The organism is Shewanella woodyi ATCC 51908 (genome assembly GCF_000019525.1).
Lineage (GTDB): Bacteria > Pseudomonadota > Gammaproteobacteria > Enterobacterales > Shewanellaceae > Shewanella > Shewanella woodyi.
On sequence record NC_010506.1, the window covers coordinates 342,453 to 357,890 of the forward strand.

7 protein-coding genes and 3 rRNA genes are annotated in these 15,438 nt (G+C 45.6%); 6 read left to right on the forward strand and 4 right to left on the reverse strand.

Annotated features, from left to right (window positions below; all coding sequences use genetic code 11):
- The first annotated feature begins 44 nt into the window (after positions 1–44).
- The 4 genes from fieF (at position 45) to rrf (ending at position 6,693) form a co-directional block, all read left to right on the forward strand.
- Positions 45–914 carry a cation efflux pump FieF gene (fieF, locus tag SWOO_RS01445; RefSeq protein WP_012322933.1) on the forward strand — a complete coding sequence of 290 codons (870 nt, stop codon included), beginning with the start codon at positions 45–47 and terminating at the stop codon, positions 912–914.
- A gap of 680 nt (positions 915–1,594) precedes the next feature.
- A 16S ribosomal RNA gene (locus tag SWOO_RS01450) occupies positions 1,595–3,137 on the forward strand.
- A 429-nt stretch (positions 3,138–3,566) separates the two neighbouring features.
- Positions 3,567–6,461, forward strand: a 23S ribosomal RNA gene (locus SWOO_RS01455).
- A 116-nt stretch (positions 6,462–6,577) separates the two neighbouring features.
- Positions 6,578–6,693, forward strand: a 5S ribosomal RNA gene (gene rrf / locus SWOO_RS01460).
- The 16S, 23S and 5S rRNA genes sit together here, the layout of an rRNA operon.
- A gap of 561 nt (positions 6,694–7,254) precedes the next feature.
- Here the strand turns inward: rrf and hxpB are convergent.
- Complete coding sequence (gene hxpB, locus SWOO_RS01465) at positions 7,255–7,920, reverse strand: hexitol phosphatase HxpB (RefSeq protein ID WP_012322934.1); 666 nt, start codon at positions 7,918–7,920, stop codon at positions 7,255–7,257.
- A 413-nt stretch (positions 7,921–8,333) separates the two neighbouring features.
- Here hxpB and acnB point away from each other — a divergent pair, with 413 nt between their 5' ends.
- On the forward strand, positions 8,334–10,931 hold the full coding sequence (acnB, locus tag SWOO_RS01470) for a bifunctional aconitate hydratase 2/2-methylisocitrate dehydratase (RefSeq protein ID WP_012322935.1): 2,598 nt from the start codon (positions 8,334–8,336) through the stop codon (positions 10,929–10,931).
- A gap of 141 nt (positions 10,932–11,072) precedes the next feature.
- Here acnB and SWOO_RS01475 read toward each other — a convergent pair whose 3' ends face one another.
- Positions 11,073–11,540, reverse strand: a complete 468-nt coding sequence (locus SWOO_RS01475; RefSeq protein ID WP_012322936.1) for an Rsd/AlgQ family anti-sigma factor — start codon at positions 11,538–11,540, stop codon at positions 11,073–11,075.
- 501 nt (positions 11,541–12,041) lie between these two features.
- Between SWOO_RS01475 and hemE the strand changes: the two genes are divergently transcribed.
- Positions 12,042–13,106, forward strand: a complete 1,065-nt coding sequence (gene hemE / locus SWOO_RS01480; protein WP_012322937.1) for a uroporphyrinogen decarboxylase — start codon at positions 12,042–12,044, stop codon at positions 13,104–13,106.
- A 77-nt stretch (positions 13,107–13,183) separates the two neighbouring features.
- Here hemE and SWOO_RS01485 read toward each other — a convergent pair whose 3' ends face one another.
- Both SWOO_RS01485 and SWOO_RS01490 read right to left on the reverse strand, forming a co-directional pair.
- Positions 13,184–14,665: a sensor histidine kinase gene (locus tag SWOO_RS01485; RefSeq protein WP_012322938.1), complete on the reverse strand. Its 1,482-nt coding sequence runs from the start codon at positions 14,663–14,665 to the stop codon at positions 13,184–13,186.
- Positions 14,665–15,396 carry a response regulator transcription factor gene (locus tag SWOO_RS01490; RefSeq protein WP_012322939.1) on the reverse strand — a complete coding sequence of 244 codons (732 nt, stop codon included), beginning with the start codon at positions 15,394–15,396 and terminating at the stop codon, positions 14,665–14,667. Before SWOO_RS01490 ends, SWOO_RS01485 begins: the two co-directional genes overlap by 1 nt.
- Positions 15,397–15,438 lie beyond the last annotated feature (42 nt).

Here is a 15,438-nt window from a genome sequence, read left to right on the forward strand (position 1 = left end):
TCCCCTGCTAATAACAGTAGAACAGTTAATAGTAATATGATCCTATGACCCAAACTTCCCAATACGATTTCTGGGTCAAGTTAGCTAGCCGCGCAGCTGTGGCTACTGCCTTGACCTTAGTTATTATCAAAATGGCAGCCTGGCTATATTCTGGCTCTGCTAGCATGTTAGCCTCACTGACTGACTCTTTTGCCGATGGGCTTGCTTCACTCGTTAACTTTGCTGCTATTCGCTATGCTATTGTCCCTGCGGATCATGATCACCGTTATGGTCATGGCAAGGCTGAACCCCTAGCTGCACTCGCTCAATCTGCCTTTATCTTAGGTTCTGCTTTTTTGCTGCTATTCCATGGCGGAGATCGTTTAATTAATCCTGCTCCGATTAACCATGCCATGTTAGGTGTTGTTGTCTCCATTATTGCTATCGTGCTTACTTTTGCTTTGGTTATGTTGCAGAAGAAAGCTGTAGAGGCAACATCAAGTACAGTGGTTGAAGCTGACGCACTCCATTATAAGTCCGATTTATTTCTAAATGCGGCCGTGCTGTTAGCGCTTGTACTTGCACAATATGGTTGGTGGTGGGCCGATGGACTATTTGCGATCTTAATTGCACTCTTTATTGGTCAACAGGCGTTAGAGCTCGGTTATCGCTCTATCCAGTCGCTACTGGATAGAGAATTAGATAATGATACTCGTTTGAAAATTGTAGAACTTGCTCAAGAGGATCCACAGGTTAAAGGGATACATGATTTGAGAACCCGTGAATCAGGTAAGACGACCTTTATTCAATGTCATCTTGAGATAGAGGGCTCGTTAAGCTTAAGAGAGGCCCATGCTATTGCCGATAGAACTGAAGCAAGAATACGAGCCGCTTTCGATGATGCTGAAGTTATCATCCATCAAGACCCCGTCTGAATTGCGTGATTATCCATCAAAAAATGCTTTTTTGTGGATAAGTCAGGGGGTAAGTGGTGCGTAGGATGTGGCTAAAAGTGGCTTTTAAAAAAAGATCGTTTTTTCGTAAAAAAGCCCTTGTGCTCTGGGCTGAACTCCCTATAATGCGCATCCACTAACACGGCACAGCAGGCCATCTACCCAGCGTAAGCGCTAGATAGAGTGGGACTTGCAGCAAGTCGGTACCTCTTCTCTGTTTATAAACAAGAGTCGAGGTTGAATCAAAACTCTTTGGAGATTTGATTCAGGTGACAAACGCTTTAAGGGCTTCGGGTTTTGTTTCTTTTACGAGAGTGTTTCACTCTGCTGATTAAGAAATCATCGCTTGAAAAACTTCTTCAAATAAGCGCTTGACGCCAACCACGGAGAGTGTAGAATACGCCTCCTCAAGCCAACGACCAAGCGTCAACGGCCACACAATAGTGTGATGCTCTTTAACAATTCAAAACAAGAAATCTGTGTGGACACTCACAGGTGTTGAGTTATTCGAAATTGCTTTCTTGTCCTTCGGGATGTAAGCAATCAAAAATATTACTCGATGAATGAGTGTTCATAGAATCGAACTTAGTTCGGTTCACTATATAAACAGTATAATTCATTGAGCCGTTCTTCATTCTTAATCGGATGAGAACAAAAAACTTTAATTGAAGAGTTTGATCATGGCTCAGATTGAACGCTGGCGGCAGGCCTAACACATGCAAGTCGAGCGGAAACAGAAAGTAGCTTGCTACTTTGCTGTCGAGCGGCGGACGGGTGAGTAATGCCTAGATATCTGCCTAGTCGTGGGGGATAACAGTTGGAAACGACTGCTAATACCGCATACGCCCTACGGGGGAAAGGAGGGGACCTTCGGGCCTTTCGCGATTAGATGAGTCTAGGTGGGATTAGCTAGTAGGTGAGGTAATGGCTCACCTAGGCGACGATCCCTAGCTGTTCTGAGAGGATGATCAGCCACACTGGGACTGAGACACGGCCCAGACTCCTACGGGAGGCAGCAGTGGGGAATATTGCACAATGGGCGAAAGCCTGATGCAGCCATGCCGCGTGTGTGAAGAAGGCCTTCGGGTTGTAAAGCACTTTCAGCGAGGAGGAAAGGTTAACGGTTAATAACCGTTAGCTGTGACGTTACTCGCAGAAGAAGCACCGGCTAACTTCGTGCCAGCAGCCGCGGTAATACGAGGGGTGCAAGCGTTAATCGGAATTACTGGGCGTAAAGCGTACGCAGGCGGTTTGTTAAGCCAGATGTGAAAGCCCCGGGCTCAACCTGGGAATTGCATTTGGAACTGGCAAACTAGAGTCTTGTAGAGGGGGGTAGAATTTCAGGTGTAGCGGTGAAATGCGTAGAGATCTGAAGGAATACCGGTGGCGAAGGCGGCCCCCTGGACAAAGACTGACGCTCAGGTACGAAAGCGTGGGGAGCAAACAGGATTAGATACCCTGGTAGTCCACGCCGTAAACGATGTCTACTCGGAGTTTGGTAACTTAGTTACTGGGCTCCCAAGCTAACGCATTAAGTAGACCGCCTGGGGAGTACGGCCGCAAGGTTAAAACTCAAATGAATTGACGGGGGCCCGCACAAGCGGTGGAGCATGTGGTTTAATTCGATGCAACGCGAAGAACCTTACCTACTCTTGACATCCACAGAACTTTCCAGAGATGGATTGGTGCCTTCGGGAACTGTGAGACAGGTGCTGCATGGCTGTCGTCAGCTCGTGTTGTGAAATGTTGGGTTAAGTCCCGCAACGAGCGCAACCCTTATCCTTATTTGCCAGCGAGTTATGTCGGGAACTTTAGGGAGACTGCCGGTGATAAACCGGAGGAAGGTGGGGACGACGTCAAGTCATCATGGCCCTTACGAGTAGGGCTACACACGTGCTACAATGGTCGGTACAGAGGGTTGCGAAGCCGCGAGGTGGAGCTAATCCCAGAAAGCCGGTCGTAGTCCGGATTGGAGTCTGCAACTCGACTCCATGAAGTCGGAATCGCTAGTAATCGTGGATCAGAATGCCACGGTGAATACGTTCCCGGGCCTTGTACACACCGCCCGTCACACCATGGGAGTGGGCTGCACCAGAAGTAGATAGCTTAACCTTCGGGAGGGCGTTTACCACGGTGTGGTTCATGACTGGGGTGAAGTCGTAACAAGGTAGCCCTAGGGGAACCTGGGGCTGGATCACCTCCTTACCTATACGACTAACTCGATGTTTGTTGAGTGTTCACACAGATAACTTGTTCTTGTTAGAGCGAGTGGCACGCCTTTACGGCGATGCTTGTTCTTTAAAAATTTGGAAAGCTGATAGTATTAATTTAACGATTAATGCAAAATAAATAATTGAGTTCTCAAACACTTAAATCAAGTGCCGAACAATTTACCTTAGGGTAATGAGTTCATGAGTATTCTTTTGGCGAAAGTAAACACCATTAGTTGCGATACATCTCGTTCAAACTTACCCGTTTGAACAGTGAGTCTGTTAGCGCAGCCAATCGCTTGTTAGGCAAAGCCGTGAGTTGAATGAGAAGGGAGTGTAGTTCACTACATGACCGACGAATGAAGCTCGCAATGTAGCATAACAAGATGAGTGGCAAGCGGAAAAAGATCCATGTGGGTTGTATGGTTAAGTGACTAAGCGTATACGGTGGATGCCTTGGCAGTCAGAGGCGATGAAGGACGTAGTAACTTGCGAAAAGCGTTGGCGAGCTAGTAACAAGCATTTGAGCTAACGATGTCCGAATGGGGAAACCCACTTACATAAGTAAGTATCATTAACTGAATACATAGGTTAATGAGGCAAACCCGGGGAACTGAAACATCTAAGTACCCGGAGGAAAAGAAATCAACCGAGATTCCCCTAGTAGCGGCGAGCGAACGGGGATTAGCCCTTAAGCGTAGAGGGTGTTAGTGGAATGAGTTGGAAAGCTCAGCGGCACAGGGTGATAGCCCCGTACATGAAAACTAACTTTACGTGAAAACGAGTAGGACGGGACACGTGACATCTTGTCTGAACATGGGGGGACCATCCTCCAAGGCTAAATACTCCTGACTGACCGATAGTGAACCAGTACCGTGAGGGAAAGGCGAAAAGAACCCCTGTGAGGGGAGTGAAATAGAACCTGAAACCGTATACGTACAAGCAGTGGGAGCGGTTCTTGAGACCGTGACTGCGTACCTTTTGTATAATGGGTCAGCGACTTACATTTTGTAGCGAGGTTAAGCGAATAGCGGAGCCGTAGGGAAACCGAGTGTTAACTGCGCGTTTAGTTGCAAGGTGTAGACCCGAAACCCGGTGATCTATCCATGGGCAGGTTGAAGATTGAGTAACATCAATTGGAGGACCGAACCGACTTATGTTGAAAAATGAGCGGATGACTTGTGGATGGGGGTGAAAGGCCAATCAAACCGGGAGATATCTGGTTCTCCTCGAAAGCTATTTAGGTAGCGCCTCGAGCGAATACCATTGGGGGTAGAGCACTGTTAAGGCTAGGGGGTCATCCCGACTTACCAACCCTTTGCAAACTCCGAATACCAATGAGTACTACTCGGGAGACACACGGCGGGTGCTAACGTCCGTCGTGAAAAGGGAAACAACCCAGACCGTCAGCTAAGGTCCCAAAGTTATTGCTAAGTGGGAAACGATGTGGGAAGGCTTAGACAGCTAGGATGTTGGCTTAGAAGCAGCCATCATTTAAAGAAAGCGTAATAGCTCACTAGTCGAGTCGGCCTGCGCGGAAGATTTAACGGGGCTAAGCAATACACCGAAGCTACGGGTTTGCACCTTTGGGTGCAAGCGGTAGAGGAGCGTTCTGTAAGCCGTTGAAGGTGAAGGGGTAACCCACACTGGAGGTATCAGAAGTGCGAATGCTGACATGAGTAACGATAAAGGGAGTGAAAAACTCCCTCGCCGAAAGACCAAGGGTTCCTGTCCAATGTTAATCAGGGCAGGGTGAGTCGACCCCTAAGGCGAGGCCGAAAGGCGTAGTCGATGGGAAACGGGTTAATATTCCCGTACTTCTGCTAACTGCGATGGAGAGACGGAGAAGGCTAGGCTAGCGCGGCGTTGGTTGTCCGCGTTTAAGGCTGTAGGCTGTTCACTTAGGCAAATCCGGGTGAACATTAGGCTGAGAGTTGATGACGAGGTCCTAAGGGACTGAAGTAGTTGATGCCATGCTTCCAGGAAAATCTTCTAAGCTTCAGGTTAGCAGGAATCGTACCCCAAACCGACACAGGTGGTTGGGTAGAGAATACCAAGGCGCTTGAGAGAACTCGGCTGAAGGAACTAGGCAAAATGGTACCGTAACTTCGGGAGAAGGTACGCTCCCGACGGTGATGAGACTTGCTCTCTAAGCTGTTGGGAGTCGCAGATACCAGGTGGCTGCAACTGTTTATCAAAAACACAGTACTGTGCAAACTCGCAAGAGGAAGTATACGGTATGACGCCTGCCCGGTGCCGGAAGGTTAATTGATTGGGTTATCTTCGGAGAAGCTCATGATCGAAGCCCCGGTAAACGGCGGCCGTAACTATAACGGTCCTAAGGTAGCGAAATTCCTTGTCGGGTAAGTTCCGACCTGCACGAATGGCGTAATGATGGCCACGCTGTCTCCAGCCGAGACTCAGTGAAGTTGAAATTGCGGTGAAGATGCCGTATACCCGCGGCTAGACGGAAAGACCCCGTGCACCTTTACTATAGCTTGGCACTGAACATTGAACCTACATGTGTAGGATAGGTGGGAGACTTTGAAGCAGGAACGCTAGTTCTTGTGGAGTCGACCTTGAAATACCACCCTTGTAGCTTTGATGTTCTAACTCTGGCCCCTGAATCGGGGTTGAGGACAGTGCCTGGTGGGTAGTTTGACTGGGGCGGTCTCCTCCCAAAGAGTAACGGAGGAGCACGAAGGTTGGCTAAGTACGGTCGGACATCGTACGGTTAGTGCAATGGCATAAGCCAGCTTAACTGCGAGACATACACGTCGAGCAGGTACGAAAGTAGGTCATAGTGATCCGGTGGTTCTGAATGGAAGGGCCATCGCTCAACGGATAAAAGGTACGCCGGGGATAACAGGCTGATACCGCCCAAGAGTTCATATCGACGGCGGTGTTTGGCACCTCGATGTCGGCTCATCACATCCTGGGGCTGAAGTCGGTCCCAAGGGTATGGCTGTTCGCCATTTAAAGTGGTACGCGAGCTGGGTTCAGAACGTCGTGAGACAGTTCGGTCCCTATCTGCCGTGGGCGTTGGATGATTGAAGGAAGCTGCTCCTAGTACGAGAGGACCGGAGTGGACGAACCGCTGGTGTTCGGGTTGTTATGCCAATAGCATTGCCCGGTAGCTACGTTCGGAATCGATAACCGCTGAAAGCATCTAAGCGGGAAGCGAGTCCTAAGATGAGTCATCCCTAGGGATTTAATCCCTCTAAAGAGCCGTTCGAGACTAGGACGTTGATAGGTCAGGTGTGTAAGCGTTGTGAGGCGTTGAGCTAACTGATACTAATGACTCGTGAGGCTTAACCATACAACCCAGATGGGTTTTATGAGTAGCTAGTGTGATTACTTCATAAGCACAAAAGAATACGAACTTGATTTAAGTTTGAGACAATTATTTAAAGCTTTCTAAATTTACCAAATTAGTCTGGAAACAATAGCATTGTGGTCCCACCTGATCCCATCTCGAACTCAGAAGTGAAACGCAATCGCGCCGATGGTAGTGTGGGGTCTCCCCATGTGAGAGTAGGTCATTTCCAGGCGCCTAATACACGAAAAAGCCCTAGCAGAAAACGCTAGGGCTTTTTTCGTATATACGCTCCGCGAAGGAGCTATTCTCGATGTCAACCCACCGCTGAGCGGGACCTCCAGTTCAGCGACTACGTCGCTTCTCGCTACAAAGTAGCAAAATGCTGCCGCATTCAAAGCACTACTTTTCCGCCCCCATGTGTTCGCTGCGCGAACGTCGAGAGTAGGGCGAATATCGCGCTAGTGATGTGTTTATGGCTAAAAATAGCTCCATGCATTTTCAGCATTCCCCACATCCATGTGGGTTAGCGCGAAGCTGACCATGACAGGCGCCTATTTAAGTAGAGAAGCCACCTTATTAAGGTGGCTGTTTTGCGTTTGGGGCTTTGTAAAATTATTAACTTTACGTCTCGAATTTACCAGTGCTGATATCAGGTGGCTGCTCCACTTAAGCACGTACGTGCAATGCTTACTCCCGATGTCAGTCGATAATTGCATCCTGCATAATCGACACTTCTGCCATCCATGGCGGTCGCCCACCGCTGAGCTTAGTCTCAAACTGTATCCATGCTTATCTAAAACTTATCTTGTAAGTACTCAGGAAGCTCAAGTAGCGAGTCTAATTGCTTATGAGCGATGATCCATTTTTGATCATTTTTCTGCTCTGGTGCTGGGATCGCAATGGTTTGCATATTTGCAGCCCTAGCTGCAATAAGTCCATTGAATGAGTCTTCGATTGCAACACATTGTGAGCAAGACAGTTCCAGGTCATCAATGCAATTAAGGTAGACCTCTGGATGCGGTTTTCCGCGATTTAGGTGCTCTGCTGATTGAATTGAACTAAAGTAGTGTCCTATCTCCAGTTTGTTTAAAACTGCTTGAATGATGGCTTGTGATGAGGAGGTGGCTAATCCTATTTTTAGCCCGTTTGCCTCACAAAAATCCAGAGCTTTGAATACGCCTTGCATAGCCGTACCATCATCTAATATGTGCTGAACAACCTTGTTTACTATCTCTGTGGCAGTTTTAGGGTTGTCATAGTCCTTCCATGGAAAACGCTGATACCAGTAACTGACGACTTCATCGATTCTAAGGCCAGTTGTTTGTAGTGTATCTTGGTAGCTGATCTTTAAACCCTGGTTTCTCATTGTTTGATATTCAGCTAATTGCCAAGCCGGTTCAGAGTCTATTAACACCCCATCCATGTCGAAAATAACAGCTTTAATTAGTGGTGATGCCATAGTATTCCAGTATGTTCAGTATAATTAAGGTGAATATTACAGCTTTCTAATGGCTTTGAGGATAATAAACTTGGTATTTTCTAGATAAGAAGACCTTTACTTATATCCCTGATTTTATAATTTAACCAGATAGATATTAGATGTAAGTTGTTGTCATTAATAGGAATAGTTAATCTCGTAAACTATGGTCTAATTACATTGATGAGTTTAATGGAATAGATTACAGTGCATTGTGAGTTGTGCTATGGATCTATCTCTTGTTTGCTCTCTATAAGAGTGTGATCTGATTCAAACTTTTCTAGACTTGTAGTATAATGCGGCCAGAAATAAGGGTCGAGCCTGCTGAACTGTTAGCTTATTTATAAAGCAGTGCAGTTTTGTTGTAAGAACGCCAAACAAAGAGGAATGTTGCCGTGCTAGAAGCATATCGTAAACACGTCGAAGAGCGTGCTTCAGAGGGCGTAGTCCCTAAGCCACTAGATGCCCAGCAAGTGGCAGAGCTAGTTGAATTAGTTAAGAACCCGCCAGCAGGTGAAGAGGCATTTATCCTCGACCTGCTTGAGAACCGAATTCCACCAGGAGTAGATGAAGCTGCTTATGTAAAAGCAGGTTTCCTGGATGCAGTCGCTAAAGGTGAGGTGACATCATCAATCTTATCTTCTGCACGCGCAGTTGAACTGTTGGGCACTATGCAAGGCGGTTACAATATTGAGCCTTTAATTGCTCAACTGGATGTTGAAGCACAAGCGCCTCTTGCTGTTGAAGCACTCTCTAAAACATTATTGATGTTTGATTCTTTCCACGATGTGGTTGAGAAGATGCAAGCGGGTAATGAGTTTGCTAAACAGGTTGTTAACTCTTGGGCTGAAGCTGAGTGGTTCCTAAACCGTCCTAAGCTTGAAGAGAAGATCTCGCTGACTGTATTCAAAGTGACTGGTGAGACTAATACCGATGATCTTTCGCCAGCACCAGATGCTTGGTCTCGCCCAGATATTCCATTGCATGCGTTAGCTATGCTAAAGAATGCTCGTGATGGTATCGTTCCTGATGAAGCGGGTGTGATAGGTCCGATTAAAGAGATTGAGCAGCTTAAAACTAAAGGTTTCCCATTAGTCTATGTGGGTGATGTTGTTGGTACAGGATCTTCTCGTAAGTCTGCAACTAACTCTGTGCTTTGGTTTATGGGTGATGATATTCCTAATGTGCCTAACAAGCGTGGTGGCGGTTTCTGCTTAGGTGGAAAAATTGCACCTATCTTCTTCAATACCATGGAAGATGCTGGCGCACTCCCTATCGAACTAGATGTTAGCAAGATGGATATGGGCGATGTGATTGATATCTACCCGTACCAAGGTGTTGTTAAGCGTCACGATAGCGATGAAGTTATCTCTGAATTCAAATTGAAAACAGATGTGTTGATGGATGAAGTTCGTGCCGGTGGACGTATTCCGTTGATTATTGGCCGTGGACTCACTTCACGTGCCCGCGAAGTACTTAAGCTTGAGCCATCAGATGTGTTTGTACTCCCACAAGATGTTGCTGACACTGGTAAGGGATATACCCTTGCGCAGAAGATGGTTGGTAAAGCATGTGGTGTAACAGGTATTCGTCCTGGTCAATATTGTGAGCCTAAAATGACTTCGGTTGGCTCTCAAGATACTACGGGTCCAATGACGCGTGATGAGTTAAAAGATTTAGCTTGTCTAGGTTTCAGTGCCGATTTGACGATGCAGTCGTTCTGTCACACTGCGGCTTATCCAAAGCCTGTAGATGTAAATACTCACCATACACTACCTGATTTCATTATGAATCGTGGTGGCGTTTCTTTACGTCCTGGTGATGGTGTTATTCACTCTTGGTTAAACCGTATGTTACTTCCTGATACCGTTGGTACAGGTGGTGATTCTCATACACGTTTCCCTCTCGGTATATCTTTCCCAGCAGGTTCCGGTCTTGTGGCTTTCGCTGCGGCGACTGGTGTTATGCCATTGGATATGCCTGAGTCAGTGTTAGTTCGCTTTAAAGGTGAGATGCAGCCTGGTATCACACTGCGTGATCTTGTACATGCTATTCCACACAAAGCGATTGAGATGGGTCTACTTACCGTTGAGAAGAAAGGTAAAATTAACTTCTTCTCTGGTCGTGTTCTTGAGATTGAAGGGCTTGAGAGCTTGAAAGTAGAGCAAGCATTTGAGCTATCTGATGCTTCTGCTGAGCGTAGTGCTGCAGGTTGTAGTATTAAGTTAGACAAAGAGCCAATTATTGAATATCTTAACTCTAACATCGTGATGTTGAAGTGGATGATTGCTGAAGGTTATGGCGATCGTCGTACTATCGAACGTCGTATTACTGCTATGCAGGAGTGGCTAGCAAACCCTGAGTTGATGTCAGCTGATGAAGATGCTGAGTATGCTGCTGTGATTGAGATTGATTTGAATGACATTAAAGAACCAATTCTTTGTGCACCAAACGATCCTGATGACGCTGTACTGCTTTCAGATGTAAAAGACACTAAGATCGATGAAGTGTTCGTTGGTTCTTGTATGACTAATATTGGTCACTTCCGCGCTACAGGTAAGATGCTAGATAAGTTTGCAAGCACTTTGCCTACACGCTTATGGATTGCTCCGCCAACTAAGATGGATCGTGATCAGCTTACTGAAGAGGGTTACTATGCTATCTTTGGTCGTGTTGGTGCTCGTATCGAGATCCCTGGCTGTTCACTTTGTATGGGTAACCAGGCGCGTGTTGCTGAAGGTGCGACAGTAGTTTCTACTTCTACACGTAACTTCCCTAACCGTTTAGGTACTGGCGCAAATGTGTATTTGGCATCTGCTGAGTTAGCTTCTGTTGCTGCACTGTTAGGGCGTCTGCCATCGGCAGAGGAGTATCAGACTTATGCGAAAGAGCTGGATGCTACCGCTGCAGATACCTATCGTTACCTGAACTTCGATAAGATTGAATCTTATACCGAGAAGGCTGGCGAAGTTATCTTCCAGTCTGCGGTTTAACAACTCTTTTGTAGAGTGAGTTAACAGTCAAAAGGCCAGCTTATTAAGCTGGCCTTTTTGTATCTGTTTTTTAGGTTACTTCTAGGGAAGAGAATAGAGCTGATGCTCACTAACCTAGTTGCACATTTTGAAAAGAGCGTGTTATGAATGCTTAGTGTGCAAGACTTCTAATAACTTGTCTTCTAATTCGAAGCGTGTTTCCATCGCATGACCTAAAGATGAAAGATCTTTATCTAGTTGAAACAATACTTTATCATCGACTAGCTCGGTGTACTTGTCATTGAAGTCTAGCGCTGAATCTGTGGTTTCACTGATACGGGGAACCAGCTTTTGAGCGAGCTCTTTGCTTGAGACACCGTTCTTTTCGCATGCGGTCACGACTTGATCGTAAACCTCGAAATGCCCTTCAGAAACATAGTCCATGAGCTGATCACAAAACTCTTTAACTAAGGTGATTGCAGGGAGCGACTTCTCTGTCGAATCATAGGGAGGAATTCCGGCTATTTTGCAGTAATTTATCAGTAGTTTACGACGGTTGTTTAGCCAGTGATCGATTAAGGTGTTTGCACCACCCCATCTTTGTTCGGCTTTTTCCAATTGTTTTAACATGATAGTTCCCGATTCTGATTTCTTCCCTGACTTCTAATGTAGGTGACAACTAGGGTATTAATCAACCATTATTCGACTATTTTGCGAGATAATAGAAATTGAACGGAGAGGTTGTTTTTTTCAGAAGAAAATAGTGGTGAGGTAGGGGATTGAATCGGTTAAAAATAAAATGCCCAGCGATAAATGTTATCGCTGGGCGAGTATTGGTTTTGCGGGCTCGATGCGACGAGCTTCTTGATTGTTCTTGCTAGCGCAGACTTTTTATACCAAAGGCCAGTGAGGTGTGCAACTTTTTTTTCTCATATTGAGAACATTCACCGTTAATATTTATCAGGATAGATTTCTGTTCACTCTTCGTTCAATTGAGTTAAACATGTTCATCTTGGTTATTTTTTATATGTAGTGGTGTTTGTCACATAAATGATCTCAAGGAGATTATTTTACTCTCGTAAATGCTAAACTACGCCCAGCGGAAATCAATAAGTCTAGGAATAGAGCCACATGGCAGAATTAAAAAACGATCGTTATTTACGCGCCTTACTAAAACAACCTGTCGACAGAACTCCAGTTTGGATGATGCGTCAAGCTGGCCGTTATCTTCCAGAGTACAAAGCGACACGCGCTGAAGCTGGTGATTTTATGTCACTGTGTAAAAATCAGGACTTAGCTTGTGAAGTTACGCTTCAACCACTTCGTCGATATGATCTTGATGCTGCTATTCTGTTTTCAGATATTTTGACAATACCTGATGCTATGGGTTTAGGTCTGTATTTCGAAACCGGTGAAGGTCCTCGTTTCCAACGTCCTACCGACACGATCGATGCGATCAAAAAGCTTTCAATTCCAGATCCAGAAGATGAGCTTGGCTACGTGATGCGTGCGGTTAGCACTATTCGTCGTGAGCTTAAAGGTGAAGTTCCTTTGATTGGCTTCTCTGGCTCACCTTGGACTCTGGCAACTTACATGGTTGAAGGCGGTTCAAGCAAGACATTCGAAAAGATTAAGAAGATGGCTTACGAAGAGCCAGCAACTTTGCATATGCTTCTCGACAAGCTTGCTGATTCAGTGATCTTATACCTGAATGCTCAAGTAGCAAATGGTGCACAGTCTCTGATGATTTTCGATTCATGGGGTGGTGCGTTATCTCATCATGCATACCGTGAGTTCTCTCTGCGTTATATGCAGAAGATCGTTGATGGCTTAACACGTCATGCAGATGGCCGCCAAGTTCCTGTAACTCTGTTCACTAAGGGTGGCGGTTTATGGTTGGAATCAATGGCTGAAACTGGCTGTGATGCACTTGGTTTGGATTGGACTGTTGATATTGGTGATGCACGTCGTCGTGTTGGCCATAAAGTTGCCCTACAGGGTAATATGGACCCATCTGTACTGTATGCTTCTCCTGAGCGTATTCACCAAGAGGTAGATCAAATTCTATCTAGCTATGGTGAAGGTACTGGTCATGTATTTAACTTAGGCCATGGCATTCACCAACATGTGGATCCTGAGCATGCTGGCGCCTTTATCAATTCGGTACATGAGCTGTCAGCTAAATACCATAAGTAATTGAGCCACTAGTTATAATTGAGCCCATCCTGTGTGATGGGCTTTTTATTGCGCCGATTTAGAACATTTCGCTGTTATCATTTGACCTGTTGTAGCTCTATGTGGAACTGACTTCCCTCTCCGGGCACACTTTCGATATCAATATTACACTTTAGCAAGCCTAATAATTGTCTGACAATGGCCAACCCTACACCCAGTTGAGGGAGTACATCACTGCGGTTGAAAGTGGGCTTTGCTTTTAATTGTTTTAGTGCTTGAAGCTCATGTTTGTGCATCCCAGAACCATTATCTGATACACAAAGCCATACTGGATTCTCATTGACATGCAGTAACTCTTCGGATTGATGTGGCCGTGATTTGATGGTGATGCTACCACCTGCGGGTGTATAACGAATAGCGTTGTCGATAAGGTTACTCAATACACGCATTAATAGTTGTGGATCTGTTAGCACCGTGAGCTCTGAGTCAAGCTCAAAGTCCAGTATGACATTTTGCTGTTTTGCCCTAGGGGCAAAGATGAGCACTAATTCATGGAGTATGTGTGTTAGTTCTACGGGTTTAAAATCAGGTGTTATCTGCCCATTCTCTAACGCTGCTAACTCTAGCATTTGACTTAACAACCGTTGTAAATGTCTTCCTGAATTGGCTGCCACCTCTATTAGATCACTACTACGCTCACTGTCCGGCATCAGCAACCAGGTATCTATGTACCCTTGAAGGGAGGTGAGTGGTGTCTTTAGATCATGAGACAGGTGTAGCATGAAGTCATGCCGAGCTTGCTGTTGTTGGTTTATTGCTTGATGCTGCTGACTGATTTTTTCTAATAAATGGTTAATATGTAAACTCAGTTGTTGAATTTCACTACTGCCTCGATACTCATCTGGAAGCGATAGGCCGTCACTCAGTTTTTGGCTACCAAGTACGCCTAAATCGCGCTCTAATCTTGAAAATGGATTAGTCAGGTATCTTGCTAATAAAGCAAAGAGAATTAAGGCAAAAAGGATAGAAGCTAATGCAACCCCAACCCAAAATCTGGGGGCTTGATGTTCGCTGACTAAGGATTGCCACATATCAAAATCTTCACCACCTATGATCACATAGAGATAACCAGTCTTTTTGCCATCGGGACTTTGCAGGTAGGCAGCTGAAAATATCTTTTTACTGTTTGTAGAGCGGGGGTCCATACCCTTAATTGGTAACTCATCTCCATCTATAAAATTTTTCAACGCGTGAGTATCGACTCTTAAGCGTTTTATTTTTTCCGCTTTAGCATCATAGGCCACCACATTGCCTAAGGTATCGAGTGTGTATATCTCAAAACTTGGGCCTAATAGCATAAAGTCATGAAAGGCCTCCTTTAAGGCTGCATCAGAGGTGATCCCTTGTGATAGAAGTGGGTTGATATGGGACATATGCAGCGCCAGATCGCGATGCAAGGATTGCTGTACCTGATCTCTGCTGAACTCTTGGTTAAACTGAAACCATTGCCAAAGTGCTAAGATCAAAATGAAGACAACTAAACTTGCGGAGAGTAGTAGCCGACTAAAGAGACTATTCATTAATGTGACCGTGTTTCTGGTGGTGAGAATTTATAGCCTACTCCCCATACTGTTTTAACAAGCTCAGCAGCGGGAGTGCAATGGGATAGCTTGGCACGTAGGCGGTTTATATGGCTATTTACTGTATGTTCATAGCCTGAGTAGGAGTAACCCCAAACGGCTTCTAATAGCTGCAATCGACTAAATACCTGCTTAGGGTGCTTAGCCATAAACAGGAGGAGGTCAAACTCTCTGGCGGTTAACTCAAGTTGTGTGTCGAAGGCGATAACTTCTCGCGTGTCACAGTTGATAGTAATACCATTGAAGTCCAACTGTTGCTCTTCATGTTCAGTTTGATGGCCTCGTCTAAGCAGGGCTTTTACCCTGGCCCTAAGCTCAAGCACACTAAATGGTTTTGTCAGGTAGTCATCAGCTCCAGATTCAAGCCCCAGCACGATATCTGCTTCAGAGTCTTTGGCTGTCAACATCATGCAAGGTGTCTCTTTTCCAGCATGACGAAGTTGTTGGCACAGCATAAGTCCATCTCCATCAGGAAGGGTTCGATCGATTAAGATAAGATCAAAACTCTTAAGCTCTAGGTTTTGGTTTGCCTGCTTTAGGGTAGTGCAGTGAATAACATCAAAATTGAGAGTGTTGAGGTTGAGTTTGACTAAATTCGCAAGATCCGGCTCATCTTCAACGAGTAAAATTTTGTGAGTATATTGATTATTCGCTGTACGTGTTCCATTCATCTTAAGTGCCTCGAAGCGGATCCTTAAACAGTAGACCCACCT

What these genes read in the sequence shown, in the direction of transcription:
- fieF (WP_012322933.1), top strand. Translation starts at nt 45, where the DNA reads ATGACCCAAACTTCCCAATACGATTTCTGGGTCAAGTTAGCTAGCCGC.
- SWOO_RS01475 (WP_012322936.1), bottom strand. Translation starts at nt 11,540, where the DNA reads ATGTTAAAACAATTGGAAAAAGCCGAACAAAGATGGGGTGGTGCAAAC.
- SWOO_RS01490 (WP_012322939.1), bottom strand. Translation starts at nt 15,396, where the DNA reads ATGAATGGAACACGTACAGCGAATAATCAATATACTCACAAAATTTTA.
- hxpB (WP_012322934.1), bottom strand. Translation starts at nt 7,920, where the DNA reads ATGGCATCACCACTAATTAAAGCTGTTATTTTCGACATGGATGGGGTG.
- hemE (WP_012322937.1), top strand. Translation starts at nt 12,042, where the DNA reads ATGGCAGAATTAAAAAACGATCGTTATTTACGCGCCTTACTAAAACAA.
- SWOO_RS01485 (WP_012322938.1), bottom strand. Translation starts at nt 14,665, where the DNA reads ATGAATAGTCTCTTTAGTCGGCTACTACTCTCCGCAAGTTTAGTTGTC.